This window comes from Candidatus Arsenophonus triatominarum (assembly GCF_001640365.1).
GTDB classification, from domain to species: domain Bacteria; phylum Pseudomonadota; class Gammaproteobacteria; order Enterobacterales; family Enterobacteriaceae; genus Arsenophonus; species Arsenophonus triatominarum.
Map to the genome: position 1 here is coordinate 96,989 of NZ_LWMI01000016.1, position 26,658 is coordinate 123,646.

The following is a 26,658-nucleotide window of genomic DNA, read 5'->3' on the forward strand; positions in this document are numbered from 1 at the left end:
AAATTACAATAAGTTGCTTTTAATTTATAAGATTTTGTCTATTTATATATTATGCTGAATTAAACTTAAAAATAGAGCGTTTTTTTATTGGTGCGAAACTCGTGGCTTATAACGAATATCAAGAAGAAAATGAAGCCTGTTGAACAGACTTGTTTCGACAAAGCCATCTTGCGTCATCGTTCTGTCATTGTGTAGTGGCCAATTTTAGTTGACCACTACACTCTAGAAAAGAAAGCGCAAGATGATGAAGCCTGTGGTGAGATTGAAACAGCGCAGGTTATCTGGGTTCACAAGATACTTTTTATGTCGGTCATTTAAAAGGCGTTGGTCGTGTTTACCAACAAACTTACATTGATACTTACAGTAAAGTCGTTCATTGTAAGCTTTACACAACAAAAAGCGCGATAACGGCGGCAGATTTATTAAATGACAAGGTTCTCCCTTTTTATTCCCAGCATGGGTTACCGGTGTTACGTATACTGACGGACAGAGGCAGTGAGTATTGTGGTAAAGTTGAACATCACGATTATCAACTTTATCTCGCTATCAATAAGCCTGTTGCTCAATAGCAAAATTAATTATGACTTACAAAAAAACCAGCCGATGATGATAAAATCATCAATTTTTGCATTAAAAATAACCTATGTAAGATTAAAAAATAAACTATTTTTGTATTTTTTAGATGTATCTAACTTGTTTTTATTTTAAGCAACTTTATTTCACTATTGAGCAACATGCTTAATGATATTGATCATACAAAAACTAAAGCTCGTTCACCTCAAACTAATGGGATTTGTGAACGCTTTCATAAAACTGTATTACAAGAGTTCTATCAGGTGGCTTTTCGTAAGAAAATCTATAGGGCTTTAGATGAATTACAAGCTGATTTAGATAAATGGTTAGCGGAATATAATAACCAACGCACTCATCAAGGAAAAATGTGTTGCGGTCGAACGCCTATGGCAACTTTACGCGATGGAAAACAACTTTGGAGAGAAAAAGATTTAAATCAAATTTAACCTGACAGGTACTGTATAAATAACCGGTAACTGTCAGATCAAGTCTGAGCTACTACAAATAATACAGCAACCATGACCAATCGGCACAGGTGCAAAAATAGATAATTGCGCCATAATAGCATTCCTCACTACGGTAGTCTGCTTTGGTTTGACTACACGTTTTTTCTAACAGTTGTATCAACTCCGGCCAGGTTTCCAGCCTCATATAAACACGAGTTTCGCACAAACCTAATTTGGGTATACTAATAAACCCCTGATCTGCTCAGCAATAGCATTTTTGATTACATGCCAATTTTGTTGATAAAGAGTTATTTTTTCAGATATACGGCGTTTATGTTGTTCAAACCACGCAGAAATTGCGAGAAAAATATGATTTCTTTGCGCCCGATTCGTGCGAGCTTGACAGCGTTCAATACCACAATTTTGTTTAACTTCTCGATGATAAACTTCAACAGACCAACGGGCATCCATGATAGATTTGACGTATTCACGGGTGGGATTCTCTTTGTTTGTTACTAAGTAATCAATACGGCCGTTTTTGGCTATAAATTTGAAAACTGTCACCCAACCATAACCTCGTAAGTGTATTAAGGTTCCTTCTTCTGAGATTTCTAACTTGTTCAATTGCATATTAACCTGAGTTCGGGATAAGCATTATCAATTATGCTTGAAGATATGTTCCTGCCACCAGTATCTTTAGTTTAGATGGAATTAAACAATATGCAACCAGCCCGGCTAATAAATTCACTACAAAGTTAGCAGGAGAGCGGTGCCGCGTATGCGCTATCTGACAAAGATTTTTTAACTCATCAAATACCGTTTCAATGGCAGAACGATGACGCAAGATGACTTTGTCGAAACAAGTCTGTTCAACAGGCTTCATTTTCTCCTTGATATTCGTTATAAGGTTAATTCCCATTGTTTTCAGTTGCTGTTTCAGTGAAGCCGATAAATACCCTTTATCCGCATACAAACAACCAGAAAGATCTTTTATCAGCTCAGGTAATGGTTTCCGATCATCTGTGTTTCCTGGTGTAAATCGAAAACTGAGTATTTCCCCCAAGTGATTGATAATTACATGAAGTTTGAAACCAAAGAACCAACCTGTTGAGGTTTTTCCTCGTTCAGCTATCCCATCGAAGACTTTATGCCGGCGGATCCGTAAGTTATCACACACAGCTATCGGAGTAGAATCGGCAACCGACAGACCCGTGCACTTTCCCTTAATTGACTCAAACAGTGCCGTTAAAGCTAAGGCACTACGCGGAAGTAACTCTACGCAGCGTGAATATGATGGCAAGTTAGGAAATTCCTTCCTGAGATATAAACGGACATAATAGAGATAAAATACCTTGAATTGTCTGAATCGGAGTTGATGAAACAAAACAACCAGTGTCATCATTTCAGCCAATGAAAGCTGCGAGGGTGTTCATAATTCTGTGTCAGGGGATTTTATATTTTGATTATACCATCTAGGCGCCCTTTAAAATAGATGGACAATTGAGCAATGGTTAACGCCCAGTTACTAATCGGCATAGTCCATTTGTTGGATACCTGATTGATGCCAATATAAAGTAATTTTAATAAGCTGTTTTCATTAGGAAAAGCCCCTTTGGTTTTAGTTAATGTCCTAAACTGCCGATGAACCGCCTCTACTGCATTGGTCGTATAAATGGGTTTTCTAATGGCTTTAGGGTATCGAAAATAAGCACTGAGCAACTCCCATTTACTTCGCCAGGATTCTAGCACTATCGGGTATTTTTCACCCCATTTCGTTTCCAGTTCATCAAGGGCAAGCCCAGCAGCCGCTTTAGTATCTGCACGATAAACCGGCTTTAAATCAGCCATAAAGGCTTTTTGGTCTTTACTGGCAATATAACGTAAGCTATTGCGAATTTGATGAACTACGCATAGCTGAACTTCTGTCTGCGGGAAAATACTGGCTATCGCTTCTGGAAACCCTTTTAATCCGTCAACACAAGCGATTAAAATATCTTGTATACCACGGTTATGTAAGTCAGTCAGAACGCTCAGCCAATGATGTGCTCCTTCTGTTTCAGACATATAGAGTCCTAACAATTCCTTATGCCCATCGGTGGTTAGTCCAAGTACTGTGTAGATTGCTTTATTGATATAGTGACCATCATGTTTTATCTTGTAATGAATGGCATCGAGCCAGACAAAAGGATAGAGCGCCTCCAGAGGGCGTTGTTGCCAGGCTTTTAATTCAGGGAGTAATTTGTCAGTAATATGCGTAATAGCTCCATCTGATATTTCCAGTCCATATAATTCTGCAACATGTTTTTGAATATCACGATAACTCATGCCTAATGCAAATAACGATAGGATTTTGTTATCAATATCCTCTGATAATTTTGTCTGATTTTTCTTAATGAGCTGAGGCTCAAAAGCACCTGACCTGTCTCTGGGCGTTTTCAGTTCAAATTGACCTGATGTCGATTTAACCGTTTTTCGAGTATAGCCATTTTTACGCGTATCGATTGACGTTGTCGATAGGTAGTGTTCTATTTCTGCCTGCAGGGCAGCTTCGGTCAGCTGTTTTATGAGTGGTGTGAGTATTCCATCCGTACCGAGTAAATTTTTACCTGATTGTAATTGCTTCAACGCTTCATCAAAATTAAATGATTGATTTCTCATATGTCATACCTCTTTTTTTTGAGTTTAAGATATGACACAGATTTTTGAACACTACCGGATTATAGCTAGGCGACTTAATTTTGATTACAGCATATGTATTAAAAACAGGTCATCGATAGTGCATCCTGTTTCCATCTTTTTACGTTTAGCTTGAGACCATTTATGTTCTATAGGATTTAAATCTGGTGAATACACAGGCAAATATTCTATCTGGTGTCCTGCGTTTATAATTGCCTGTTCAATATTCTTACCTTTGTGAAAGCTAGCGTTGTCCATAAAAATAACAGAATTTTCAGGAAGTTCTGGGAGCAATATTTTTGTGATCCAAACATAAAAAACATCACGATTAATATTGCAATCAAATAATCCGATAGCAAAAAGGGTTGTTCCCAATAAAGCGCCAATAACATTTGTTCTTCCCTTAGCACCCCAGTTTTTCAGGCCAAAACAACGGTGACCTTTTGGGGAATAGCCGTGAGTTCGTGGAGTGTCATGTGAAAAACCACTTTCATCAATAAAAACAACAGATTTATCTTTTTTTTCATACTGTTGTCTTTTTTGCTGATGTGCCAGCCTGTCGCTTTCGTTGGTTTTTGGATGGAATAGAGTTTTTTTTATAGGTTAATCCCAGCTTTTTAAGGGATTGCCAAATAGTCTTTTTACAAACACCGAATCGCTCTGCCCGTTCCTTTTGGTAAGCATCTGGATACTGTTCCACATCTTTTGCTAAAGCATTTTTATCGAGCTTCCTCTTACGTGGCGTTGAATTTTTTGGCTCTGGTCGTTTAAGCCAACGTACTAAAGACGCTTTTCCAATACGGAATTGTTTCGCAGTTTCTCGAATTGTTAAACCTTCGGCTTTCCTTACAGATATTACTTTACGTCGAAAATCAATTGTATAACTCATAACACACCTTGTAATCAAAATTAAGTCGCCTAGCTATATTATCTATTTAATAAAGAAATAAATTTCATTAGTGTTGTATCGTTATTTAAATACTTTATTAATATGAACTTAATGTGATTTCTTATCTTTTACTTCGATAATAATCACAATTTAGATAGGCTCAATTCATGAGCCAATCAATTTATTAATTATTTCATTTTTATCTTTCATTACTGCTTATTTTAGCTAATTATCTGATATATGGCTTTTTTATAAAGAATTAAATGAAATAATACAGTTTTACTATTGAAAGATAATATGCTTTGTTGATTTTTAACAGATTTTATTTTTTAAGCTAAATTTTTATATTAGAATAACAAAAATTTATAATATTTATATGATGTAAAATACCAGGGCAAGTATAAAATAGCTTGATAAGTTAGTATTTTAAGTTATTTTTTATTTAAATAGAAAAATAATATAATTAATTACAATATAGGGTTTTTAGTGGGTAATTTAAAGTTATCTGTCATTCATCGTTTGCCACAAAATTATCGATAGTTAACAGGGCATACAGATGAAAAAATCGAGCTAATGCCTGATAATATATCCAGCTCTGAGTCTAATATATTAATGGGCTTTTAAGGTACTTTGCTGTGATATTAGCGATAATTTGGCGGTATTAAAGTATTTAAGTTTAGCTTTAGATGAAATACAAATTGCTAATGATTTGCTTGAATGGCAAGGTCAAGTTTGCCTTTTTATTCGTTATGAAGATGAAAGTTTAGCGATTTGTCATTTTAAAACAGTGGGTGTTGCTATTGCGGAATCAATAACGCTACTATCTCGTTATTATTCTCATTAAATATTAATACGTATCAATGATTCGACGAGCTGCATAATAACGTTTACTCCAGTAATCATCATTTATTGCAGAAACTGTTACACCGCTACTTGTTGAGGCATGGATAAATTTATCATTACCAATATAAATACCGACATGCCGATTAGTTGGGCCAGTTCTAAAAAAAACCAGATCGCCAGGGCGTAAATTTTGTTGCCTGACCCAGTGGCCGGTATATTGTTGTTCATCTGTTGAGCGAGGTAAATCAACACCAAACTGCTCACTAAACATACGTTGGGTAAAGGCTGAACAGTCAATACCTTTCTTTGTTGTACCACCAAAACGGTAAGCAACACCTCTCCAGTTTGCATACTGCTCTAATATTTTTGTTTTAATTTCTACATTGCGTACTAATTGTTCAAACTCGGCTTGTGATACCTGATAAAGTGAGTTAGATTGTGTTTTATATAGCGGTGAATTTGGTGAATTACAAGCGGATAGTAATAAAGTAATGATTAGTGCCGGAATAGGCTTCATACAGTATCTCAGTAACGGTTGAAGTTTGACCATTATTGATTTATCCCTTGTTATCTTTATGTGGATATTCGATATAATGTAAATTTGACGATATTTTATTTTGTTAGCTAAAGGTTAAAATATCATCACTATTGTTCGTTATATAAATGTATATGACTGAGTACCTATTTCAAATACATTGATATGTTAAAACATAAACAGTTTATACAAGTAAATAAAAAATGGCGAGTTTTCTTGTATTAATTTACAAAAAATCAAAATTTTTTGATTAAATAACTAGTGTCGATGTAAATAAGCTTATTGAATAAAAGGTTTAATATTTTGGTTAAGTATACTATTTAAAAAATCAGTGTATTGGTGATTAGCAATTAAAATTAGCTAATTAATAAAAAATTATGCTAAATTTGTTAGCAATATTTTATTAATTGATTGTTGGTTTTTTGTTAAATTTTAATAAAATTTAGTCTGTTTTTCAGTAGCAGAAAATTATTCAATTTTGTATAAATATAGAAATTGTTATTTTAAAATTTTTCTCCAACATGTTATTTTTACTTTACTAAATTATTTTTGACTTTATCAGTCAGATATTTGTGATATTTATTATAATAAAGTTATATTAAACAAATAGTCGTGATGACGATAGAGCCATAAATTTAAATAGCGATTAAATTAAAATGATTAGTAAAGAACAAAATATTTTAATAAAGATGAGTAATGAGTTGTTATATTTAAACGATAAAATAGTCAATTTAATATCACATAGAAACTATCTTATGTGGAATTTTGCGGTTAGCTATATTTCATGATTCAACAAGATATTGAGTTATAGTAGTAAATGTTATTTTAATAAATCATTAGCAATTTCGCAGTAATTATTTAATAAAAATATTTAATAGTAATTTTATTTATTGACCAGGATTAAATTTTTTATGATTTTATATAAAAAATATGGCAATGCCCAGCCTAAGATACCCTATTATTTAAATAATAATTTTTTTATATCTCTACTGGTATTAACTTTATCATCTCAAGTTTATAGTGAATCAGATACTGGCGGTGTAATTCATTTTTATGGCGCTATTATTGTACCTGCCTGTCAAAAAATATTGTAAATGATAATATGCTAGAAACGAATTGTTGGGATAATGCTGGAAAAATGGCAACCCAGAAAATAAGCATGGATTTATTAACCAATCAGCGACAAAAATCAGTAATTAAATATGGTAAAACCCGTTTTTTGTGGATTAATAAAAAAAAAGCAGGGTATGTTGGAAATTATCTATCATTGATTTTATTTTTAAGTTAGTCACTTTTATTTTTTTAATATAACTGCTCTCTAAGTAAGAGCAGCTATTGTTTAATTTTTGTCGATTTTAGTCACAACGGCCCATATAATGGCGTTCTGCAATGTGAATGCGAATTTTTTCGCCGATTGATAAGTATTCTGGAACTTGTATTATTAGCCCTGTTGCCATCATAGCTGGTTTTGTTCTTGCATTGGCTGATGCTCCTTTGATACTCGGTGCTGTCTCTACAATTACCATATCGACAGTTTGCGGAAGTTCTAACGCGATAGCCTGGTTATTCATTACTAAAACTTGTAGTCCAGGTGTTCCTGAGGTAGTAAAGAATAAAAGCTCTTCTTCTATATCTGTTTTATTGAAACTATAGGGAGTAAAATCTTCATTATCCATGAATACATATTCATCAGCCTCAACATAAGAAAAACTTACTGCCCGATGAGTTAAATGGATTACTTCTAGATTGTCATCGCCCTTAAAACGCTCTTCAATCTTTTGTCCGGTTTTAATATCAGTAAAGCGCATTTTATAGAGTGTGCTAGCGCCTCGTGCACTTGGTGTCTGAATATCAATATCTTTTACTAATAGCAACTACCATTTAAGCTTACCGCATAGCCTCGTTTTATTTCATTGGCTCTAGCCATATGAGTTCCTTTCATTAAGTAATTATAATCCCAATTTTATAATAAAATTACCGGCAATTAGAATACAAAGTGAAGCTTACTAAGAATTTGCCTCATGACAACTATAGCTAGGCGACTTAATTTTGATTACAGCATATGTATTAAAAACAGGTCATCGATAGTGCATCCTGTTTCCATCTTTTTACGTTTAGCTTGAGACCATTTATGTTCTATAGGATTTAAATCTGGTGAATACACAGGCAAATATTCTATCTGGTGTCCTGCGTTTATAATTGCCTGTTCAATATTCTTACCTTTGTGAAAGCTAGCGTTGTCCATAAAAATAACAGAATTTTCAGGAAGTTCTGGGAGCAATATTTTTGTGATCCAAACATAAAAAACATCACGATTAATATTGCAATCAAATAATCCGATAGCAAAAAGGGTTGTTCCCAATAAAGCGCCAATAACATTTGTTCTTCCCTTAGCACCCCAGTTTTTCAGGCCAAAACAACGGTGACCTTTTGGGGAATAGCCGTGAGTTCGTGGAGTGTCATGTGAAAAACCACTTTCATCAATAAAAACAACAGATTTATCTTTTTTTTCATACTGTTGTCTTTTTTGCTGATGTGCCAGCCTGTCGCTTTCGTTGGTTTTTGGATGGAATAGAGTTTTTTTTATAGGTTAATCCCAGCTTTTTAAGGGATTGCCAAATAGTCTTTTTACAAACACCGAATCGCTCTGCCCGTTCCTTTTGGTAAGCATCTGGATACTGTTCCACATCTTTTGCTAAAGCATTTTTATCGAGCTTCCTCTTACGTGGCGTTGAATTTTTTGGCTCTGGTCGTTTAAGCCAACGTACTAAAGACGCTTTTCCAATACGGAATTGTTTCGCAGTTTCTCGAATTGTTAAACCTTCGGCTTTCCTTACAGATATTACTTTACGTCGAAAATCAATTGTATAACTCATAACACACCTTGTAATCAAAATTAAGTCGCCTAGCTATATCAGCACGAAGTATGAGGCGTTGAAATCAATCTTGGCAATGGAAGCACTACTTATAAACAGGCAAAATATTGAATAGCGCTAATATATGGATAACTGCGTTAATCAAGCCAAATAATATAACAAAATAAATTAATAGATTACCGCCAAGTGCATGATAAACCGCATGAGGAAATTTTTTCCGGCTAGCTTTAGCCATCATTGCCGGGATAATTACTGCCCATATAGTTGCCGCTAGACCAGCAAAACCAATAGCATGAATAAAACCATCAGGGTAGTATAAAGCTAAAAGGGTAGGAGGAATGAAGGTTATCAAAGCGGATTTTAAACGGCCTAGATTATTATCTTTGAATTTGAAAAAATCGGCAATGAAATCAAAGAGCCCAAGTGCCACACCTAAAAATGAACTAGCAAGTGCCATATAAGAAAACAGATTTAAACACTGTTTTATAATATTGTTATTAGTGCTGTGATCCATTTGTTTTAATAGCGAGTCAATATTACCACCTTCAGTAATGATTTGTTTAAAGGCAGTGCGAGGTATATTACCTTGAATAGCATATTGCCATAAGATATAAATAACTAAAGCAATAAAAGTGCCATATAACAAACTAAGAACAACCGCTTTACTTTCCTTATGATAATATTTTACTAAGCAGGGCACATTACCATGATAGCCAAAAGAGGTCAGTAAATAAGGTAGAGCAATAAATGCATAAGGTAAATAATCTGTATCCAGACTATTTTTGTTGAATAAGATGGTGGATGAAGCACTATTAAACATGCCACTGACAGACATGATAAAAGTAATAACCATTCCACCAATCAAATTTGTACTTAGACGATCAACCGCTTTAGTCGATAGCCAAACAACAAAAGCGATCAATAAGCTAAATAATAAACCGGCCATAGGGTGATTTATGGGGATGATCTTATTAAGATTATGTGTAATGATCGATCCACCGGCTGAAATATAAGCATAAGTTAAGATATAAAGAACAAATGCAATTGAAATGCTATTTAGCAAATTCCAGCGTGTGCCAAGTAAATCTTTAACCATGGTATGAAAGCTTGCACCAGAAGGGTAATTCATGTTGGCTTCTAAGATCATTAAACCAGAAGAAAACATACATGCCCAAGTATAAACTAATAAAATGATTGAACCGGTAAACCAGACGCCAGAAGTGACAATAGGAATGGAGAACATACCGGCACCGACGACAGTGCCAGCGATGATCATAGCACCACCAAGTATGGAAGGGCGTTTAAGATTTTGTATTACTTCGTTAGCCATTACTATATACTATAATTGCCTCTTTTATTATTGATTTTTCGTACTAGCTTGATGATACATTAGGTATGATATTTAAGTAAATTAATATTTTTGCCAGTTAGTTAAAATTGGTTTTAACCCTAGTGTTAGGATGCTGTATTTGATCGAGGATTGATTTTGATAAATTAATAAAAAGGTTTCTGCTAACTTATTGATCTAATTTTGTTTTCAGCTTTACAAATAATTGCCTAGTGAGATGACGATTAAACAGACAATAATGCAATATTGATCTATTTTTTTACATCATAAAATCACAATAATAGTTATACATTACGGCTATTTACCAATAAAAAATAGCCGTACTAGATCAATTTTCATCTATTGTAAGAACGATAAATTTGCTGAAGATTCGTTATTGTTGCGACTTTAACCAGGCAATTTCTTGAGGCCAGAGCTCAGGATTTATGGTTTCTAGGATCAAAGGTATATTATTGAAGTGGTTATCTTTCATAATATAGCTGAAAGCTGTGTAACCGATATTACCTTCTCCTAGGCTTTGGTGGCGATCAACATGGCTGGCAAATTGGCTTTTGGCATCATTTAAATGCATTGCTCGTAGATATTGAAAACCGACAATTTTATTAAATTGGGTAAAAGTATTATCGCAAGCTTCTTTTGTTCGTAAGTCGTAACCTGCAGCAAAAGCATGACAAGTATCTAAACAAACACCAACTCGCTGTTTATCTTCAATATCTTCAATTATCGCTGCCAGATGCTCAAATTTAAATCCTAAATTAGAGCCTTGACCGGCAGTATTTTCAATCAAAGCAATAACATTTTTAGTTTGCGCTAAAGTAATATTGATTGACTCAGCAATACGGGCGAGGCATACATCAACGCTAATTTTATTCAGATGACTACCCGGGTGAAAATTGAGCAAAGTAATACCTAATTGCTCACAGCGTTGCATTTCATCCAGAAAAGCGGCGCGTGATTTTTTCAGTGCTTCAGTTTCAGGATGGCCTAAATTAATAAGGTAGCTGTCGTGTGGCAGAATTTGCTGTTGGTCAAAACCATATTTTTCACAATTTAGTTTGAATTGTTCAACTGTTTCCGGTTTTAGTGGCGGAGCTTGCCATTGACGCTGATTTTTTGTGAAAAGAGCAAAGGCTGTGGCATTGATTTCGTGGGCACGGAGTACGGCTTGATCAACACTGCCAGCAGCACTGACGTGGGCTCCAACAAATTTCATTTTTTTCTCCTAATTTTATTTTAATTATGACACTATTGGCTTAAAAAATGAAATGCATAGGCTTAAGTCATTTAGGCATTAATAATGTCTGTTTGCTAACGACAGGAGAGATAAAAAAACAAAATTTTATCGAATGTTATTGAAAAATAGATTGCATCGATGAATTTATAAATAACCCACCGATAGTTAGCCAGCCAAAAAGACACATAGCCATCACCAGTGGTTTGATCCCTGCTTGTCGAATTGCACTTATATGTGTAGTTAATCCAAGTGCAGTCATCGCCATAGATAATAGAATAGTATCAAGGGTAATAATGGATTGAACTAAAATTTGTGGCAATAAATGAAAAGAGTTTATGTATGCAATGATAATAAAAATTATTGCAAACCAAGGGATCACAATAGCGGGCTTTGATTGCGATAAATTGCTAGTTATCATTTTGCGATTTAGATAACCTGATAATATCAATAAAAATGGTGCTAACATCATAACGCGGATCATTTTACTGATCACAGCACTGTTTTCTGCCTCAGGGCTGATCGCATGGCCAACAGCAACCACTTGAGCAACTTCATGGACGCTAGAGCCAACAAAAATACCAAACTGAGCCGGATCAAGTGAAAACCAGTGATGAATTTGATTTAAATGATAAAACCACGGATAGAGAAAAATAGCCAAGGTACCAAAAATAACGACGGTTGCTACCGCAATGGCAACTTTATCTGCCGATGTTTTGATGACAGACTCTGTTGCTAAAACCGCAGCTGCTCCGCAAATGCTACTACCGGCTCCAATCAAAATGGTGGTTTGACTATCCAACTTCAAAAAATATTTGCCTATTAACAGCGCAATTAAGAATGTAGAAGTTAGCATAATTAAATCGGTCATAATACCAATCGTGCCTACATCCATAATTTGTTGAAATGTTAAACGAAAACCGTACAAAATAATTCCTATTCTTAATAAATAATGTTTAGCGAATTTGATCCCTTCGTCACAAGCAGGTTTTACGGCAAAATAAACGATGTTTCCAATCACAATGCCCAATAAAATCGCAAGGCTTAGAGCACTTAGTCCAATATTTGCAAACCATTCGTTATTACCAAGATAAACGGCAATAGTAGTTACAAAACCCGTTAATAATAAGCCAGGTATAAATTTAAAATTTTTATGCTTAATAGGTGTTGCCATAACTGTTTTATCCATAGGTTTATGCAATATCTCATTCTGTTATAAGCATATATCATTATCATCTATCTTGAAAATGGATTATTTTTATATCATCTATTAATAAAAGTGGTAAATTAATAGTTGGCTAGATTATTATGATAGCTTGATTTATGTGATTAATTCACGAGTTTCGCACCAATAAAAAAACGCTCTATTTCTAAGTTTAATTCAGCATAATATATAAATAGAAAAAATCTTATAAATTAAAAGCAACTTATTGTAATTTAAACAAATTTATACGTTTTAGTAACTTGCAAATTAACCATTGCTTTTAAGCCATTTCTGGAATTTTATATGCCTGTGCGAAACTCGTGTAATTAATAAAGTGAGCATTGTTATGCGAATATCCCTTAGATAACTTGAAGTTTTTATTGAAATTTTACAATGTGGCTCAACAACACAGGCTGCTCAATCATTGGTATTATCCCAATAAGCTGTAATTGCTGCTTTAACAGATTTGGAGTCCCAACTTGAGGTGCAGTTATTTGATAGAGTTGGTAAACGTTTAGTTACTAATGAATATGGTCGGCTATTATATCCAAAAGTATTCGCGATACTTGAACAGGCGACAGAAGTTGAACAGATTTCAAAAAAAGGCTTAGGTGCCGTAAAATTGGTAACTATATATTGCCAGGGAAATTGGTACATTATCGTCATGATAATCCGACCATTCCTTTTGAATTATTAATAAATAATACTGCGGAAGTGATTAAAGCGGTACAAGAATTCAAGGTTGACTTAGGATTATAAGCATGCTGTTATGAATAGCATGGGAATAAGTTGTTTATCTTCACTCACGATTGAAGAGCAATTAAAAAATGGCTCATTGGTTGCGTTAAATATCGATAAACTTGAACTTTCACGTACATTATATTTAATTCATCATCAAAATAAGCATTTATCTAAGGCGTTATTATTTTTGTTAGAATATTATCAGTGAAGTTTTAATATCAAGATCCTGCGCAACACTAATAATTTTTAGTCAATTATGAAGGTATCTTATAACTGAGAATAGATGCTTATTTATAGTAACACTGTCTGTTACAATCACTGGCGTTAAGATCCACGTTGAATAAAAGGTCATTAATGTCAAAACAATCAACACATACATCACAGGGCGCTACAACAAAATTGCGTCGGGAACTAAAAGCACGTCATTTGACGATGATAGCTATTGGCGGCTCTATTGGTACCGGATTATTTGTTGCTTCCGGCGCAACGGTAGCGCAAGCGGGGCCAGGTGGTGCTTTATTATCTTATATTATTATTGGTTTAATGGTTTATTTTTTGATGACCAGTTTAGGCGAGCTTGCGGCTTATTCACCCGTTTCTGGCTCGTTTTCTACTTATGGTTCTCGATACGTTGATGAAGGCTTTGGTTTCGCTCTTGGCTGGAATTATTGGTATAACTGGGCGGTCACTATCGCTGTTGACTTAGTTGCAGCGCAGTTAGTGATGGGATACTGGTTTCCTGAGATTGATGGCTGGATTTGGAGTGCGATTTTTCTGTTTATCATTTTTATGCTTAATTATATTTCTGTCAAAGGATTTGGTGAGGCAGAGTATTGGTTTTCTTTAATTAAAGTCATTACCGTCATTGTTTTTATTGTGGTTGGCGTATTAATGATTATTGGCATTTTTCGTGGAGCAGAAAATGCTGGCTGGCATAACTGGCAGATTGGTGAAGCGCCTTTTGTGGGAGGCTTCTCGGCAATGATTGGGGTTGCTATGATCGTCGGTTTTTCTTTTCAGGGTACGGAATTAATTGGTATTGCCGCTGGTGAATCTAAAGATCCAGGTAAAAATATTCCTAAAGCGGTGCGCCAAGTATTTTGGCGGATTTTGTTATTTTATGTTTTTGCTATATTGGTGATCAGTTTAATTATCCCATATACGGATCCACGCTTGCTGCGTAATGAGGTGGCTGATATTAGTGTTAGTCCTTTTACCTTGGTTTTTGAAAATGCAGGATTATTATCCGCGGCTGCCGTCATGAACGCGGTTATTTTAACGGCAGTATTATCCGCTGGTAATTCAGGGATGTATGCTTCTACCCGAATGCTATTTACCTTGGCCAAAGAAGGAAAAGCACCAAAAATCTTTTCACGCTTATCACAGGGAGGGGTTCCTCGCTATGCCTTGACTGCAACTACCGTTGTGGCAACACTCTGTTTTTTAAGTTCAATGTTTGGCAACCAGGTTGTTTACTTATGGTTACTGAATACTTCAGGTATGACCGGATTTATTGCCTGGTTAGGGATTGCTATTAGCCATTATCGTTTTCGTAAAGGTTATATGTTGCAAGGCTATGATTTAAATAAATTACCCTATCGCTCAGGCTTTTTTCCTATTGGCCCTATTTTTGCTTTTGTTCTCTGTTTAGTCATTACATTAGGCCAAAATTATCAGGCATTTTTAGCGGACAAGATTGACTGGTATGGTGTTATTGCCACCTATATCGGTATCCCTTTATTCCTGGTTATATGGTTTGGTTATAAACTCGTCAATAAAACCCATTTTGTTCATTATCGGCAGATGGATTTTCCTGAATATGATGAAAATCTAAACAAATAATTGTCAATAATCCTATCAATTCTTTATCCAGGCACACGCATTTTATGGGTGTGTGCCGAGCGTTATTTTTTTACTTAGCACGAGTTTCGCACCAATAAAAAAACGCTCTATTTTTAAGTTTAATTCAGCATAATATATAAATAGACAAAATCTTATAAATTAAAAGCAACTTATTGTAATTTAAATAAATTTATACGTTTTAGTAACTTGCAAATTAACCATTGCTTTTAAGCCATTTCTGGAATTTTATATGCCTGTGCGAAACTCGTGCTTAGGTCAAAGAATAAATAAAAAAGTAACGTTAGTAACAATCGTATTGATAATGATTATTATTTACTTTATTATTGCGAGCAAATCGGATCAGTTGAATGGAGAGGCAATCAAGTGAAGTTTGCGTATAGTTTTATCACCAAGGGCGTTAATGGTTGTTTATTAGCGGGTGTAACGTTAATGACATCGTTTGCCGCATGGCCAGTAACGGTTACTGATGTAGCGGGTCGCACTGTTCAGGTACCGGAGAAGGTAAATCGCATTCTGTTGGGAGAAGGACGCTTATTTCATGCGATTGCTTTACTGGAAGGAAATAAACCTTTAGCGCGCATTGTTGGCTGGCAAGGTGATTTTCGTAAACTTGATCCACAATCATATGCGGTTTACAAAGCCAAGTTTCCAGAAATTGACAAAATTCCTTTAATTGGTAATACCAGTGCTGAAAGTGTTAGTGCGGAAAAAGTATTAACGTTAAATCCTGATATTGCTATTTTTGGCCTATCCGGGCACGGCCCAGGCAAAAATAGTGAATTGGTCATGCAACTCGAAAAGGCTGGTGTGCCAGTTGTTTTTGTTGATTTTCGTAGTGAGCCACTAAAAAATACTTTACTGAGTATTCGCTTATTAGGTAAGGCTTTGCATCAGGAACAACAGACTGAAAAATACGCTAATTTCTATGAAAAAAATCTTAAGTTAGTAACGGATATTACCAATAAAATTGCTAACGATAAAAAACCCACTGTTTTTATTGAATTAAGAGCGGGCTCGTCCGAAGACTGCTGTGGTACGGCAGGAAACGGTAATATGGGCAATTTTATTGATTTAGCCGGTGGGATAAATATTGCCAAAAATGCGTTACTCGGGCCATTAGGGATGATGAACCTTGAGAAGGTCATTGATGATGATCCTGCAATTTATATTGCCAATGGAGCCAAGATGCCTGGCAGCAAAGAGCTAGGAGTACAATTAGGTGCTTTATCGTCAGAGCAAGCAGCCATAACCAGTTTAAGCAAAATAACCGAGCGTAAAGGTATCAATACCCTTACAGCTGTTAAAAATGGTCGCAGTTATGCTATTTGGCACAATTATTATAATTCGCCCTATAACGTTATCCTGACACAAGTTTTTGCTAAATGGTTCTATCCAGATAAATTTGCCGATCTGGATCCGCAAACTACGATAAAAGAGTTATATCGTCAATTTTTAGCGATAGAGCCAACGGGTATCTACTGGGTTAGTCAAGACTCATTAAAAAGCAGGTAATTATTTTTAATGAGTATGACAACTGAACCTATGTCAGCTATTAAGCAGAAAGCTAGTCATGATGGCATAAATATTAAGGCTCATTATCAATATATATTGAAACGCCGTATTATATTGATGATGGCAATCATCATGTTAATTGTGCTGTCATTAGTGATTGATTTTACCTTGGGGCCATCAGGTCTTTCACTAGCCAAGTTATGGCAAACATTGGTCTCACCAGCCAGTGTTGATATTGGTACTCAGGTGATTGTTTGGGATATTCGCTTACCCTATGCATTAATGGCTGTCATTGTTGGTATGTCACTTGGACTGGCGGGTGCTGAAATGCAGACCATCTTAAATAATCCGCTAGCCAGTCCTTTTACATTAGGTGTTTCTAGTGCCGCTTCTTTTGGCGCCGCATTAGCGATCGTTTCTGGCATTGGCATTGCAGGTATCCCTGAACAATGGTTTATTTCGGTTAATGCTTTTATTTTTGCTTTACTAGCGGTCTTAATGCTAGATGCGATCACCCGTTGGACCCGTATTGCAACTTCTGGCGTGGTACTATTTGGTATTGCATTAGTATTTACCTTTAATGCATTAGTTTCGATGATGCAATTTATTGCCACGGAAGATACCTTACAGGGACTAGTCTTCTGGACAATGGGCGGTTTGGCAAAGGCAACCTGGACTAAGCTGGCAATGATGGCCGCCATTTTTGCGGTCATTTTTCCCATTTCCATCATGAGTGCCTGGAAGTTAACTGCACTACGTTTAGGCGAAGATCGTGCAATCAGTTTTGGTATTGATGTCCGTCGGTTGCGTTTGGCGACATTATTAAGAATTAGTATATTGGCGGCTTTATCCGTTGCTTTTGTCGGCCCTATTGCTTTTATTGGTTTAGTCGCTCCCCACATTGCTCGCATGATGTTTGGCGAAGATCATCGATTTTATTTACCTGCCAGTGCCTTAATTGGTGCTTTAGTGTTATCGCTAGCTTCGATTGCATCAAAGAACATTATTCCAGGCGTCATTATACCTGTTGGTATTGTCACTTCTTTGGTTGGCGTCCCCTTTTTCTTAAGTATGATCTTGCGACATAGAGGTAATATTTAATGATAAAAGGGTTACGAATAAATCAATTTAATGCAGGTTATCCTAAATGTCCGGTGATCCAAAATTTATTCACCGATATTTTACCAACTGGAAAAATTACCGTTTTACTTGGGCCAAATGGTAGTGGTAAATCTACGCTATTACGTTCTTTTGCTGGATTAAATAGCGCTGCTGGCCAGTTATGGTTGAATGGGCAGGATCTAATGGCGATAAATTTTGCTCAACGTGCCAAACAAGTGGTTTATTTACCGCAATCATTACCAAATAGTGTTCATTTACATGTGCTGGAATCGATTATTGTTGCTCAACGTGCTGCCGGCGGAAATTGTGATCAAATTTGCCAATTAGAGGTTGTGAAACTACTACGGCAATTAGGCATAGAGCATCTGGCACTGTGTTATTTAGATCAGCTGTCAGGTGGACAAAAGCAGCTAGTGGGTTTGGCACAATCACTTATTCGGCAACCAAAGCTGTTGTTACTCGATGAACCATTAAGTGCGCTGGATTTAAATTATCAATTTCATGTTATGGATTTAATTGCTAAAGAAACTAAACGCAGAGATATTATTACTATCGTTGTTGTGCACGATATTAATATTGCCTTAAGACACGGTGAACACATATTAATGTTAAAAGAAGGTCGTTTGGTTGCAGAAGGTGCGGCTCGAGAGGTTATTACACCTGAAAATCTGGCTGATGTTTATGGTGTAGTTGGACGCATTGAGCACTGTTCGCAAGGGGTTCCTCAAGTATTAATCGATGGATTAGTCGCTAATTTATTCTAATTAAAAATATCAAATTAATTAGGCTGTGCTTTTCAAGTGAAATAAAAAATTAATAAAAAGACAGGGGAAATTAATTTCACTGGCATTTGAGTGTATGTCGATTATCTGACTAATAAATAATCCTGGTATTTTTTAGGGAATAGGGAATGAATTATTTTTAATAAAAATAAATTAACGTTAATTATTATTATCACGTTTATTTTTGCTGCCGGTTATGCTGCTAAAGATAGTGATACCATTATTGTCACGAGTTTCGCACCAATAAAAAACGCTCTATTTTTAAGTTTAATTCAGCATAATATATAAATAGAAAAAATCTTATAAATTAAAAGCAACTTATTGTGATTTAAACAAATTTATACGTTTTAGTAACTTGCAAATTAACCATTGCTTTTAAGCCATTTCTGGAATTTTATATGCCTGTGCGAAACTCGTGTATAAGAGGGTAATTCATTCGCCATCGATGAGCGAGAAAGATATTGATTGGTTCTACCACGGAAATTTACCCGTGTCCAAGTTTCTAATTCACTGGTTGCCTGCCAGCTTAACGATGCATTCGCCATATGCTTAGGTGTTTGACTAAAGGCTTGGCCCTTAAAATTGCCACTTAGTTGCTCAGAATCTGAGTAGGTCACGAGTTTCGCACAGGCATATAAAATTCCAGAAATGGCTTAAAAGCAATGGTTAATTTGCAAGTTACTAAAACGTATAAATTTGTTTAAATCACAATAAGTTGCTTTTAATTTATAAGATTTTTTCTATTTATATATTATGCTGAATTAAACTTAAAAATAGAGCGTTTTTTATTGGTGCGAAACTCGTGTTATACCTTTGTTGATCTGGGAATAAATTACGCGCTGAGCAAAAAATCTTTCTTTTATTCACAGGGGGTTATAATATTTTAGATAGGCGTTTAGTGGATAATGATAAAGCCTTATTAGATGGATGGCCGCCGTTACAATTTAGGATTAAATTATAACTTTTAAAATCATTTTGAGTTAAAAAATTAAAAAAATATTGCTATTTCATAGGATGAAGTGCAGAATGCTCCATCAGAAATAACTGATGCTCATTAATTGCATCAGTTATTTTTTTATTTGTAAGCTGATTTGTTTAATTTTATCACGAGTTTCGCAAGCTCCGAAAAAGAAGTATAAAGTTCAAAACAAGAAAAAATTAGGATGTTTATATTTTGTCAGTTTATCCATGCATTAAAGATATCTACAAAATATTCTTACAGGTGAGCCGTGTGAAATACTCTGGTTTGGCGTTATCAGAAGTAAGCCCATCGCCTTTGTCTCATGACACTATTAATCGATGGCTAAAAAGCAGGTGTTTTCGACCTAAAGACCTGTGGAGATTAGTTGAAACATCTATAGCTAGGCGACTTAATTTTGATTACAGCATATGTATTAAAAACAGGTCATCGATAGTGCATCCTGTTTCCATCTTTTTACGTTTAGCTTGAGACCATTTATGTTCTATAGGATTTAAATCTGGTGAATACACAGGCAAATATTCTATCTGGTGTCCTGCGTTTATAATTGCCTGTTCAATATTCTTACCTTTGTGAAAGCTAGCGTTGTCCATAAAAATAACAGAATTTTCAGGAAGTTCTGGGAGCAATATTTTTGTGATCCAAACATAAAAAACATCACGATTAATATTGCAATCAAATAATCCGATAGCAAAAAGGGTTGTTCCCAATAAAGCGCCAATAACATTTGTTCTTCCCTTAGCACCCCAGTTTTTCAGGCCAAAACAACGGTGACCTTTTGGGGAATAGCCGTGAGTTCGTGGAGTGTCATGTGAAAAACCACTTTCATCAATAAAAACAACAGATTTATCTTTTTTTTCATACTGTTGTCTTTTTTGCTGATGTGCCAGCCTGTCGCTTTCGTTGGTTTTTGGATGGAATAGAGTTTTTTTTTATAGGTTAATCCCAGCTTTTTAAGGGATTGCCAAATAGTCTTTTTACAAACACCGAATCGCTCTGCCCGTTCCTTTTGGTAAGCATCTGGATACTGTTCCACATCTTTTGCTAAAGCATTTTTATCGAGCTTCCTCTTACGTGGCGTTGAATTTTTTGGCTCTGGTCGTTTAAGCCAACGTACTAAAGACGCTTTTCCAATACGGAATTGTTTCGCAGTTTCTCGAATTGTTAAACCTTCGGCTTTCCTTACAGATATTACTTTACGTCGAAAATCAATTGTATAACTCATAACACACCTTGTAATCAAAATTAAGTCGCCTAGCTATATAGACAAAAAAAGCCCTTGTGTACTAATAGCTGACGATACACTAATTGCCAAAACACGTAGTAAAAAAATAGAGATGGTTCATTATCAGTATTCAGGTAACGAACATGATGTTATTGCTGGCATAGGTTTAGTTAATTTACTTTGGCATAATCTAACAACTGTTGAATCAATTCCTATTGATTATTGTATTTATGATAAAGATTCCGATGGAAAAACAAAAAATACGCATTTTTCCGAAATGCTCGCACTTGCTAAAAAAAGAAGGATCAAGCCTGAAGCGGTAGCGATGGATGCTTGGTATTCTAGCCTGGATAATCTGAAATCAATTCGATCTCATGGTTGGGGTTGGGTAACTACGCTGAGAAAAAATCGGATTGTTAACCGTAATATAACCTGAGTTCGGGATAAGAAATAAAGTGAAAGTCTTGCTATTCAAATAGTTGAATGCGCATATTTCGTTAAAATACTCTAACAATCTGGTTAAAGCGTAGAGCATTGTTAAACAATTATGGAAAATCTTACTGAACTTTATTGCCTGATGGATGATTTTTGTAAAGACTTCGAGCCCAAAATGCATGAAATTTTGCTGAATAACGGTAGTAAGCATCGTAGACGGTCTACGAGCTTTGGTAGTGTTCAAAAATCTGTGTCATATCTTAAACTCAAAAAAAAGAGGTATGACATATGAGAAATCAATCATTTAATTTTGATGAAGCGTTGAAGCAATTACAATCAGGTAAAAATTTACTCGGTACGGATGGAATACTCACACCACTCATAAAACAGCTGACCGAAGCTGCCCTGCAGGCAGAAATAGAACACTACCTATCGACAACGTCAATCGATACGCGTAAAAATGGCTATACTCGAAAAACGGTTAAATCGACATCAGGTCAATTTGAACTGAAAACGCCCAGAGACAGGTCAGGTGCTTTTGAGCCTCAGCTCATTAAGAAAAATCAGACAAAATTATCAGAGGATATTGATAACAAAATCCTATCGTTATTTGCATTAGGCATGAGTTATCGTGATATTCAAAAACATGTTGCAGAATTATATGGACTGGAAATATCAGATGGAGCTATTACGCATATTACCTGACAAATTACTCCCTGAATTAAAAGCCTGGCAACAACGCCCTCTGGCCTCTGGAGGCGCTCTATCCTTTTGTCTGGCTCGATGCCATTCATTACAAGTAAAACATGATGGTCACTATATCAATAAGGCAATCTACACAGTACTTGGACTAACCACCGATGGGCATAAGGAATTGTTAGGACTCTATATGTCTGAAACAGAAGGAGCACATCATTGGCTGAGCGTTCTGACTTACATAACCGTGGTACAAGATATTTTAATCGCTTGTGTTGACGGATTAAAAGGGTTTCCAGAAGCGATAGCCAGTATTTTCCCACAGACAGAAGTTCAGCTATGCGTAGTTCATCAAATTCGCAATAGCTTACTATATTGCCAGTAAAGACCAAAAAGCCTTTATGGCTGATTTTAAGCCGGTTTATCGTGCAGATACTAAAGCGGCTGCTGAGCTTGCCCTTGATGAACTGGAAACGAAATGGGATGAAAAATACCCGATAGTGCTATAGCTAGGCGACTTAATTTTGATTACAAGGTGTGTTATGAGTTATACAATTGATTTTCGACGTAAAGTAATATCTGTAAGGAAAGCCGAAGGTTTAACAATTCGAGAAACTGCGAAACAATTCCGTATTGGAAAAGCGTCTTTAGTACGTTGGCTTAAACGACCAGAGCCAAAAAATTCAACGCCACGTAAGAGGAAGCTCGATAAAAATGCTTTAGCAAAAGATGTGGAACGGTATCCAGATGCTTACCAAAAGGAACGGGCAGAGCGATTCGGTGTTTGTAAAAAGACTATTTGGCAATCCCTTAAAAAGCTGGGATTAACCTATAAAAAAAACTCTATTCCATCCAAAAACCAACGAAAGCGACAGGCTGGCACATCAGCAAAAAAGACAACAGTATGAAAAAAAAAGATAAATCTGTTGTTTTTATTGATGAAAGTGGTTTTTCACATGACACTCCACGAACTCACGGCTATTCCCCAAAAGGTCACCGTTGTTTTGGCCTGAAAAACTGGGGTGCTAAGGGAAGAACAAATGTTATTGGCGCTTTATTGGGAACAACCCTTTTTGCTATCGGATTATTTGATTGCAATATTAATCGTGATGTTTTTTATGTTTGGATCACAAAAATATTGCTCCCAGAACTTCCTGAAAATTCTGTTATTTTTATGGACAACGTTAGCTTTCACAAAGGTAAGAATATTGAACAGGCAATTATAAACGCAGGACACCAGATAGAATATTTGCCTGTGTATTCACCAGATTTAAATCCTATAGAACATAAATGGTCTCAAGCTAAACGTAAAAAGATGGAAACAGGATGCACTATCGATGACCTGTTTTTAATACATATGCTGTAATCAAAATTAAGTCGCCTAGCTATAGAATCCTGGCGAAGTAAATGGGAGTTGCTCAGTGCTTATTTTCGATACCCTAAAGCCATTAGAAAACCCATTTATACGACCAATGCAGTAGAGGCGGTTCATCGGCAGTTTAGGATATTAACTAAAACCAAAGGGGCTTTTCCTAATGAAAACAGCTTATTAAAATTACTCTAAGCGTGTTGCTTAATAGTGAAATAAGGGTATTTCGGTGATTGAAGTAAATTTTAGGCTGTTCTGAGATGGAAATTCCAAAGACCGGCACTAAGGAGTAAAAAGGTATCATCAATAAAGGGTCTACGATTCCGTAAAATTTGGGTCATACAACCGAGGCGCTTGATACCCGCGATGGCGTGTTCAACCGTAATACGGATGCCCGAGATTATTTTATTTTCTTGTTTTTGTTCAGGCGATAAAGGTCTTTTTCGAGTTCCTTTTTTTGGGATTTGTGTATTAGGATGCTGTTTATCTATACCTTGAAAACCGGTATCGGCCCAGATGGTTACCTCAGGGGGAATATGGCGAATTATATCGACTTTATCGAGTAAGCGTTTATCGTGACGGCGCCCATTTTTGATCATGGGGATAAATCCAATTTTCCTCGTTTCGTCAGTCATAATAAGCCCTTTTCGAGTGGTCTGTCTTTTCTTTCCCGAATACATTTTTTTTCGCCGACGCAGATTCTTAGGCTTTTGGACAGGTCGCTCTGTCCCATCAATAAAGACGTCTTTAACTCCAGGAAAGGCGCGAAAAAATTCCTCAGCAGAGCGAATTTGACGAGCGGGCAAAACACATTCTCGCCCCAAGGTCATCTCTAAAACCGGCAATAATATTTTTACCCAGCGACATACCCGTGTTCTATCTAAACCAAAAAGAAGTCCTTGCAAATCATAGGTCGGATAACATTTTAAATACAATAAAATAAAAAGCAGTTTATCTAATGGGGTTGGGATAAATCCTTTCTGCCCTGCACCCATCTGCCGCTCGTGATCTTTTCGATTCTTTTTCCGATAAATCAAATAACAAGCTGAAAATTCAGCGGCTAAATTTTTCAATTCTTCGACTGATAATCCAATGATTGCTTTACATAAACGATTATCTCGTAACAACCGCTCTTTGTTGATCATTTCAAACCGTTATTTTCTAAGTTAAACCTCTTTTTATTGTCTATAGCGTGACAAAAAATGCAAGTCTCTATTCAGCAACTATTTTTCTATATTGGCATCAATCAGGTATCCAACAAATGGACTATGCCGATTAGTAACTAGGCGTTAACCATTGCTCAATTGTCCATCTATTTTAAAGGGCGCCTAGATGGTATAATCAAAATATAAAATCCCCTTACACAGAATTATGAACACCCTCAATAATCCTAATAACATTAGTCTTTACTGTAATTAGCCAACAACACAAACCCCATAAATATAAATCCTACCATAGACCACGCTGTCGTTGTCACAAGTTTCTGGCTTATATAGCTAGGCGACTTAATTTTGATTACAGCATATGTATTAAAAACAGGTCATCGATAGTGCATCCTGTTTCCATCTTTTTACGTTTAGCTTGAGACCATTTATGTTCTATAGGATTTAAATCTGGTGAATACACAGGCAAATATTCTATCTGGTGTCCTGCGTTTATAATTGCCTGTTCAATATTCTTACCTTTGTGAAAGCTAGCGTTGTCCATAAAAATAACAGAATTTTCAGGAAGTTCTGGGAGCAATATTTTTGTGATCCAAACATAAAAAACATCACGATTAATATTGCAATCAAATAATCCGATAGCAAAAAGGGTTGTTCCCAATAAAGCGCCAATAACATTTGTTCTTCCCTTAGCACCCCAGTTTTTCAGGCCAAAACAACGGTGACCTTTTGGGGAATAGCCGTGAGTTCGTGGAGTGTCATGTGAAAAACCACTTTCATCAATAAAAACAACAGATTTATCTTTTTTTTCATACTGTTGTCTTTTTTGCTGATGTGCCAGCCTGTCGCTTTCGTTGGTTTTTGGATGGAATAGAGTTTTTTTTATAGGTTAATCCCAGCTTTTTAAGGGATTGCCAAATAGTCTTTTTACAAACACCGAATCGCTCTGCCCGTTCCTTTTGGTAAGCATCTGGATACTGTTCCACATCTTTTGATAAAGCATTTTTATCGAGCTTCCTCTTACGTGGCGTTGAATTTTTTGGCTCTGGTCGTTTAAGCCAACGTACTAAAGACGCTTTTCCAATACGGAATTGTTTCGCAGTTTCTCGAATTGTTAAACCTTCGGCTTTCCTTACAGATATTACTTTACGTCGAAAATCAATTGTATAACTCATAACACACCTTGTAATCAAAATTAAGTCGCCTAGCTATACCTATAGCTAGTCACTATCCCATTGCCGTGTGCTCTTCACGTAATTTTTGCCCACTGGCGGCATAGGTTAACGATTTGACAATGACCTGCTCACGACCTGATTTTAGTGTCAGCAAGCTACTCATTAACATACCAGCCACGTCATAGACCTGCCGCTGGCGATTACCGATCGCATCGGTATTCGTCAATATCGCACCAGTTGCATCAAGAGTATACTGGTTAGTATAAATCGCTGCCGATAACTGTGTATCCCAGTCAGATTCATCTTGTCCCTGCCAGTTAGCAACCAGATTATCTTGTAGTAAGCGACGTGAAGTGGGTAAATATGGCACCGGTTAAGGCGATGCTATTGATTTGTTCAAGTCCAGCCGTATCATAGTGACGAATACAGGCACCGACTAAATTTAATCTTTTCTCTGCCTGGCTATTCGTTCGCTGATCTGAGCCGCTTTACTTGGCTGTTGTTCCGTGATCGACAACAATCGCCCAAGCGAGTCATTATCTTCATACTGCCAGTGACAGCTGTATGAGGTGGCATTGACCGCAAAATGGGGCCTTTGAGCAATATCTTTCATTGTCACCGTCATTCCTGCATCAACACTCTCTACCGACAATACTTCACCACTAAGCGATGTTATGTAGCTAAAATTTGGTTTAACGGTATTATCAGTTTGCTGTTGTTGATATAAACAGGGATCTATGCTGCGAGCCAAAAAACCTAGCTCATTATTTTGATATCGCGTGATTAATGTCTCGGTATCCTCAGGTGTATCTGGATGGCGATTATATTGAATTTGTCTGATGGCCAGCCCACGATTATCTTGTACTAAGATGGTGGGGATACTTTTAAATAATACTGCATCCATAACCTGAGTTCGGGATAAGCGATAGTTGCGAGAAAATAAAAATAACCGATTTATCAAAAAATATTTTAAAA

The 26,658-nt window shown here is 36.0% G+C and carries 25 protein-coding genes and 13 pseudogenes; 18 read left to right on the forward strand and 20 right to left on the reverse strand.

What is annotated here, in order from left to right; genetic code table 11:
• Positions 1-222: 222 nt before the first annotated feature.
• Positions 223-551 (forward strand): annotated as a pseudogene (locus AYJ55_RS26315) (IS481 family transposase); the annotation flags it as partial.
• Between the two features lie 189 nt (positions 552-740).
• A pseudogene (locus AYJ55_RS14475) lies at positions 741-1,019 on the forward strand (integrase core domain-containing protein); the annotation flags it as partial.
• A 228-nt stretch (positions 1,020-1,247) separates the two neighbouring features.
• Here AYJ55_RS14475 and AYJ55_RS26320 read toward each other — a convergent pair.
• The 5 genes and pseudogenes from AYJ55_RS26320 to AYJ55_RS14500 all read right to left on the reverse strand — a co-directional run.
• Positions 1,248-1,652, reverse strand: a pseudogene (locus AYJ55_RS26320) (transposase); the annotation flags it as partial.
• A gap of 28 nt (positions 1,653-1,680) precedes the next feature.
• A pseudogene (locus AYJ55_RS14485) lies at positions 1,681-2,442 on the reverse strand (IS982 family transposase); the annotation flags it as partial.
• Positions 2,443-2,471: 29 nt separating this feature from the next.
• Positions 2,472-3,677, reverse strand: a complete 1,206-nt coding sequence (locus tag AYJ55_RS14490) for an IS256 family transposase (protein ID WP_063657058.1) — start codon at positions 3,675-3,677, stop codon at positions 2,472-2,474.
• Positions 3,678-3,761: 84 nt separating this feature from the next.
• The gene (locus AYJ55_RS14495; protein WP_162505291.1) at positions 3,762-4,295 is read right to left on the reverse strand and encodes an IS630 family transposase; all 534 of its coding nucleotides are present in this window, start codon (positions 4,293-4,295) and stop codon (positions 3,762-3,764) included.
• The gene (locus AYJ55_RS14500) at positions 4,219-4,584 is read right to left on the reverse strand and encodes an IS630 transposase-related protein (RefSeq protein WP_063653415.1); all 366 of its coding nucleotides are present in this window, start codon (positions 4,582-4,584) and stop codon (positions 4,219-4,221) included. The genes AYJ55_RS14495 and AYJ55_RS14500 overlap by 77 nt, the downstream gene beginning before the upstream one ends.
• 628 nt (positions 4,585-5,212) lie before the next feature.
• On the opposite strand from AYJ55_RS14500, the pseudogene AYJ55_RS29215 reads away from it, so the two are divergent.
• Positions 5,213-5,428: pseudogene (locus AYJ55_RS29215) on the forward strand (YejG family protein); the annotation flags it as partial.
• Between the two features lie 3 nt (positions 5,429-5,431).
• On the opposite strand, the gene mepS reads toward AYJ55_RS29215, so the two are convergent.
• The gene (mepS, locus tag AYJ55_RS14510; protein ID WP_063657059.1) at positions 5,432-5,977 is read right to left on the reverse strand and encodes a bifunctional murein DD-endopeptidase/murein LD-carboxypeptidase; all 546 of its coding nucleotides are present in this window, start codon (positions 5,975-5,977) and stop codon (positions 5,432-5,434) included.
• Between the two features lie 1,087 nt (positions 5,978-7,064).
• On the opposite strand from mepS, the gene AYJ55_RS29220 reads away from it, so the two are divergent.
• Positions 7,065-7,250: a hypothetical protein gene (locus AYJ55_RS29220; protein WP_162505602.1), complete on the forward strand. Its 186-nt coding sequence runs from the start codon at positions 7,065-7,067 to the stop codon at positions 7,248-7,250.
• A 67-nt stretch (positions 7,251-7,317) separates the two neighbouring features.
• Here AYJ55_RS29220 and efpL read toward each other — a convergent pair.
• The 6 genes and pseudogenes from efpL to AYJ55_RS14545 form a co-directional block, all read right to left on the reverse strand.
• Positions 7,318-7,889: pseudogene (gene efpL / locus AYJ55_RS14520) on the reverse strand (elongation factor P-like protein EfpL).
• 126 nt (positions 7,890-8,015) lie between these two features.
• Entirely contained in the window at positions 8,016-8,549 is a 534-nt protein-coding gene (locus tag AYJ55_RS14525; RefSeq protein WP_162505291.1) for an IS630 family transposase, read from the reverse strand.
• Complete coding sequence (locus AYJ55_RS14530) at positions 8,473-8,838, reverse strand: IS630 transposase-related protein (RefSeq protein WP_063653415.1); 366 nt, start codon at positions 8,836-8,838, stop codon at positions 8,473-8,475. The genes AYJ55_RS14525 and AYJ55_RS14530 overlap by 77 nt, the downstream gene beginning before the upstream one ends.
• Positions 8,839-8,923: 85 nt before the next feature.
• Complete coding sequence (mtr, locus tag AYJ55_RS14535) at positions 8,924-10,168, reverse strand: tryptophan permease (RefSeq protein ID WP_063657061.1); 1,245 nt, start codon at positions 10,166-10,168, stop codon at positions 8,924-8,926.
• 391 nt (positions 10,169-10,559) lie between these two features.
• Positions 10,560-11,399 carry a deoxyribonuclease IV gene (nfo, locus tag AYJ55_RS14540; RefSeq protein WP_063657062.1) on the reverse strand — a complete coding sequence of 280 codons (840 nt, stop codon included), beginning with the start codon at positions 11,397-11,399 and terminating at the stop codon, positions 10,560-10,562.
• 136 nt (positions 11,400-11,535) lie between these two features.
• Positions 11,536-12,606 carry a YeiH family protein gene (locus tag AYJ55_RS14545; protein WP_063657421.1) on the reverse strand — a complete coding sequence of 357 codons (1,071 nt, stop codon included), beginning with the start codon at positions 12,604-12,606 and terminating at the stop codon, positions 11,536-11,538.
• Between the two features lie 394 nt (positions 12,607-13,000).
• Between AYJ55_RS14545 and AYJ55_RS14550 the strand changes: the two are divergent.
• From AYJ55_RS14550 to AYJ55_RS14570, 5 genes and pseudogenes are all read left to right on the forward strand, one after another.
• Positions 13,001-13,570: pseudogene (locus AYJ55_RS14550) on the forward strand (LysR substrate-binding domain-containing protein).
• Positions 13,571-13,716: 146 nt separating this feature from the next.
• Positions 13,717-15,204, forward strand: coding sequence for an amino acid permease (locus tag AYJ55_RS14555; protein ID WP_063657063.1), 1,488 nt, complete (start codon positions 13,717-13,719; stop codon positions 15,202-15,204).
• A 450-nt stretch (positions 15,205-15,654) separates the two neighbouring features.
• Entirely contained in the window at positions 15,655-16,737 is a 1,083-nt protein-coding gene (locus tag AYJ55_RS14560; RefSeq protein WP_187153299.1) for an ABC transporter substrate-binding protein, read from the forward strand.
• A gap of 9 nt (positions 16,738-16,746) precedes the next feature.
• Entirely contained in the window at positions 16,747-17,838 is a 1,092-nt protein-coding gene (locus AYJ55_RS14565) for a FecCD family ABC transporter permease (RefSeq protein WP_063657065.1), read from the forward strand.
• On the forward strand, positions 17,838-18,623 hold the full coding sequence (locus AYJ55_RS14570) for an ABC transporter ATP-binding protein (protein ID WP_063657066.1): 786 nt from the start codon (positions 17,838-17,840) through the stop codon (positions 18,621-18,623). Before AYJ55_RS14565 ends, AYJ55_RS14570 begins: the two co-directional genes overlap by 1 nt.
• Before the next feature lie 380 nt (positions 18,624-19,003).
• Here AYJ55_RS14570 and AYJ55_RS14575 read toward each other — a convergent pair whose 3' ends face one another.
• Positions 19,004-19,258 (reverse strand): TonB-dependent receptor domain-containing protein, encoded by a 255-nt coding sequence (locus AYJ55_RS14575; protein ID WP_063657067.1) that lies wholly within the window; start codon positions 19,256-19,258, stop codon positions 19,004-19,006.
• A 557-nt stretch (positions 19,259-19,815) separates the two neighbouring features.
• On the opposite strand from AYJ55_RS14575, the pseudogene AYJ55_RS29225 reads away from it, so the two are divergent.
• A pseudogene (locus AYJ55_RS29225) lies at positions 19,816-20,002 on the forward strand (IS701 family transposase); the annotation flags it as partial.
• Between the two features lie 19 nt (positions 20,003-20,021).
• Here the strand turns inward: AYJ55_RS29225 and AYJ55_RS26325 are convergent.
• Both AYJ55_RS26325 and AYJ55_RS33310 read right to left on the reverse strand, forming a co-directional pair.
• Positions 20,022-20,510, reverse strand: coding sequence for an IS630 family transposase (locus AYJ55_RS26325; protein WP_063653499.1), 489 nt, complete (start codon positions 20,508-20,510; stop codon positions 20,022-20,024).
• A gap of 17 nt (positions 20,511-20,527) precedes the next feature.
• A pseudogene (locus AYJ55_RS33310) lies at positions 20,528-20,845 on the reverse strand (IS630 transposase-related protein); the annotation flags it as partial.
• A gap of 37 nt (positions 20,846-20,882) precedes the next feature.
• Here AYJ55_RS33310 and AYJ55_RS14585 point away from each other — a divergent pair.
• The 7 genes and pseudogenes from AYJ55_RS14585 to AYJ55_RS26340 all read left to right on the forward strand — a co-directional run.
• Positions 20,883-21,272, forward strand: a pseudogene (locus tag AYJ55_RS14585) (transposase); the annotation flags it as partial.
• Positions 21,273-21,392: 120 nt separating this feature from the next.
• Positions 21,393-21,506, forward strand: a pseudogene (locus tag AYJ55_RS36115) (IS982 family transposase); the annotation flags it as partial.
• 62 nt (positions 21,507-21,568) lie between these two features.
• Positions 21,569-21,985 (forward strand): transposase, encoded by a 417-nt coding sequence (locus tag AYJ55_RS32015; RefSeq protein ID WP_063657070.1) that lies wholly within the window; start codon positions 21,569-21,571, stop codon positions 21,983-21,985.
• Positions 21,942-22,361 carry a transposase gene (locus tag AYJ55_RS32020; protein ID WP_222703502.1) on the forward strand — a complete coding sequence of 140 codons (420 nt, stop codon included), beginning with the start codon at positions 21,942-21,944 and terminating at the stop codon, positions 22,359-22,361. Before AYJ55_RS32015 ends, AYJ55_RS32020 begins: the two co-directional genes overlap by 44 nt.
• A gap of 157 nt (positions 22,362-22,518) precedes the next feature.
• The gene (locus AYJ55_RS14605; protein WP_063657071.1) at positions 22,519-22,884 is read left to right on the forward strand and encodes an IS630 transposase-related protein; all 366 of its coding nucleotides are present in this window, start codon (positions 22,519-22,521) and stop codon (positions 22,882-22,884) included.
• Positions 22,881-23,342, forward strand: a complete 462-nt coding sequence (locus tag AYJ55_RS14610; protein WP_162505604.1) for an IS630 family transposase — start codon at positions 22,881-22,883, stop codon at positions 23,340-23,342. The genes AYJ55_RS14605 and AYJ55_RS14610 overlap by 4 nt, the downstream gene beginning before the upstream one ends.
• A gap of 15 nt (positions 23,343-23,357) precedes the next feature.
• Positions 23,358-23,537: pseudogene (locus AYJ55_RS26340) on the forward strand (transposase); the annotation flags it as partial.
• A 53-nt stretch (positions 23,538-23,590) separates the two neighbouring features.
• Here the strand turns inward: AYJ55_RS26340 and AYJ55_RS14615 are convergent.
• Complete coding sequence (locus tag AYJ55_RS14615) at positions 23,591-24,490, reverse strand: transposase family protein (RefSeq protein ID WP_063653812.1); 900 nt, start codon at positions 24,488-24,490, stop codon at positions 23,591-23,593.
• Between the two features lie 87 nt (positions 24,491-24,577).
• On the opposite strand from AYJ55_RS14615, the pseudogene AYJ55_RS36120 reads away from it, so the two are divergent.
• A pseudogene (locus AYJ55_RS36120) lies at positions 24,578-24,697 on the forward strand (IS256 family transposase); the annotation flags it as partial.
• Positions 24,698-24,860: 163 nt separating this feature from the next.
• On the opposite strand, the gene AYJ55_RS14620 reads toward AYJ55_RS36120, so the two are convergent.
• From AYJ55_RS14620 to AYJ55_RS14635, 4 genes are all read right to left on the reverse strand, one after another.
• On the reverse strand, positions 24,861-25,394 hold the full coding sequence (locus tag AYJ55_RS14620) for an IS630 family transposase (RefSeq protein WP_162505291.1): 534 nt from the start codon (positions 25,392-25,394) through the stop codon (positions 24,861-24,863).
• Positions 25,318-25,683, reverse strand: a complete 366-nt coding sequence (locus tag AYJ55_RS14625) for an IS630 transposase-related protein (RefSeq protein WP_063655295.1) — start codon at positions 25,681-25,683, stop codon at positions 25,318-25,320. The genes AYJ55_RS14620 and AYJ55_RS14625 overlap by 77 nt, the downstream gene beginning before the upstream one ends.
• Before the next feature lie 52 nt (positions 25,684-25,735).
• Positions 25,736-26,053, reverse strand: coding sequence for an RHS repeat protein (locus tag AYJ55_RS14630; RefSeq protein ID WP_063657072.1), 318 nt, complete (start codon positions 26,051-26,053; stop codon positions 25,736-25,738).
• Positions 26,054-26,125: 72 nt separating this feature from the next.
• Positions 26,126-26,587, reverse strand: coding sequence for a hypothetical protein (locus tag AYJ55_RS14635; RefSeq protein WP_063657073.1), 462 nt, complete (start codon positions 26,585-26,587; stop codon positions 26,126-26,128).
• Positions 26,588-26,658: the final 71 nt, after the last annotated feature.

Bases quoted from the DNA above. Each gene is read 5' to 3' on its own strand.
- AYJ55_RS14545 (WP_063657421.1), bottom strand. From the start codon at position 12,606: ATGGATAAAACAGTTATGGCAACACCTATTAAGCATAAAAATTTTAAA.
- AYJ55_RS14490 (WP_063657058.1), bottom strand. From the start codon at position 3,677: ATGAGAAATCAATCATTTAATTTTGATGAAGCGTTGAAGCAATTACAA.
- AYJ55_RS14500 (WP_063653415.1), bottom strand. From the start codon at position 4,584: ATGAGTTATACAATTGATTTTCGACGTAAAGTAATATCTGTAAGGAAA.
- AYJ55_RS32015 (WP_063657070.1), top strand. From the start codon at position 21,569: ATGAGAAATCAATCATTTAATTTTGATGAAGCGTTGAAGCAATTACAA.
- AYJ55_RS29220 (WP_162505602.1), top strand. From the start codon at position 7,065: ATGCTAGAAACGAATTGTTGGGATAATGCTGGAAAAATGGCAACCCAG.
- AYJ55_RS14605 (WP_063657071.1), top strand. From the start codon at position 22,519: ATGAGTTATACAATTGATTTTCGACGTAAAGTAATATCTGTAAGGAAA.
- AYJ55_RS14625 (WP_063655295.1), bottom strand. From the start codon at position 25,683: ATGAGTTATACAATTGATTTTCGACGTAAAGTAATATCTGTAAGGAAA.
- AYJ55_RS14560 (WP_187153299.1), top strand. From the start codon at position 15,655: ATGACATCGTTTGCCGCATGGCCAGTAACGGTTACTGATGTAGCGGGT.
- AYJ55_RS14555 (WP_063657063.1), top strand. From the start codon at position 13,717: ATGTCAAAACAATCAACACATACATCACAGGGCGCTACAACAAAATTG.
- nfo (WP_063657062.1), bottom strand. From the start codon at position 11,399: ATGAAATTTGTTGGAGCCCACGTCAGTGCTGCTGGCAGTGTTGATCAA.
- AYJ55_RS14565 (WP_063657065.1), top strand. From the start codon at position 16,747: ATGAGTATGACAACTGAACCTATGTCAGCTATTAAGCAGAAAGCTAGT.
- AYJ55_RS14530 (WP_063653415.1), bottom strand. From the start codon at position 8,838: ATGAGTTATACAATTGATTTTCGACGTAAAGTAATATCTGTAAGGAAA.
- AYJ55_RS14615 (WP_063653812.1), bottom strand. From the start codon at position 24,490: ATGATCAACAAAGAGCGGTTGTTACGAGATAATCGTTTATGTAAAGCA.
- AYJ55_RS14610 (WP_162505604.1), top strand. From the start codon at position 22,881: ATGAAAAAAAAAGATAAATCTGTTGTTTTTATTGATGAAAGTGGTTTT.
- AYJ55_RS14635 (WP_063657073.1), bottom strand. From the start codon at position 26,587: ATGGATGCAGTATTATTTAAAAGTATCCCCACCATCTTAGTACAAGAT.
- AYJ55_RS14570 (WP_063657066.1), top strand. From the start codon at position 17,838: ATGATAAAAGGGTTACGAATAAATCAATTTAATGCAGGTTATCCTAAA.
- mepS (WP_063657059.1), bottom strand. From the start codon at position 5,977: ATGGTCAAACTTCAACCGTTACTGAGATACTGTATGAAGCCTATTCCG.
- AYJ55_RS32020 (WP_222703502.1), top strand. From the start codon at position 21,942: ATGGACTGGAAATATCAGATGGAGCTATTACGCATATTACCTGACAAA.
- mtr (WP_063657061.1), bottom strand. From the start codon at position 10,168: ATGGCTAACGAAGTAATACAAAATCTTAAACGCCCTTCCATACTTGGT.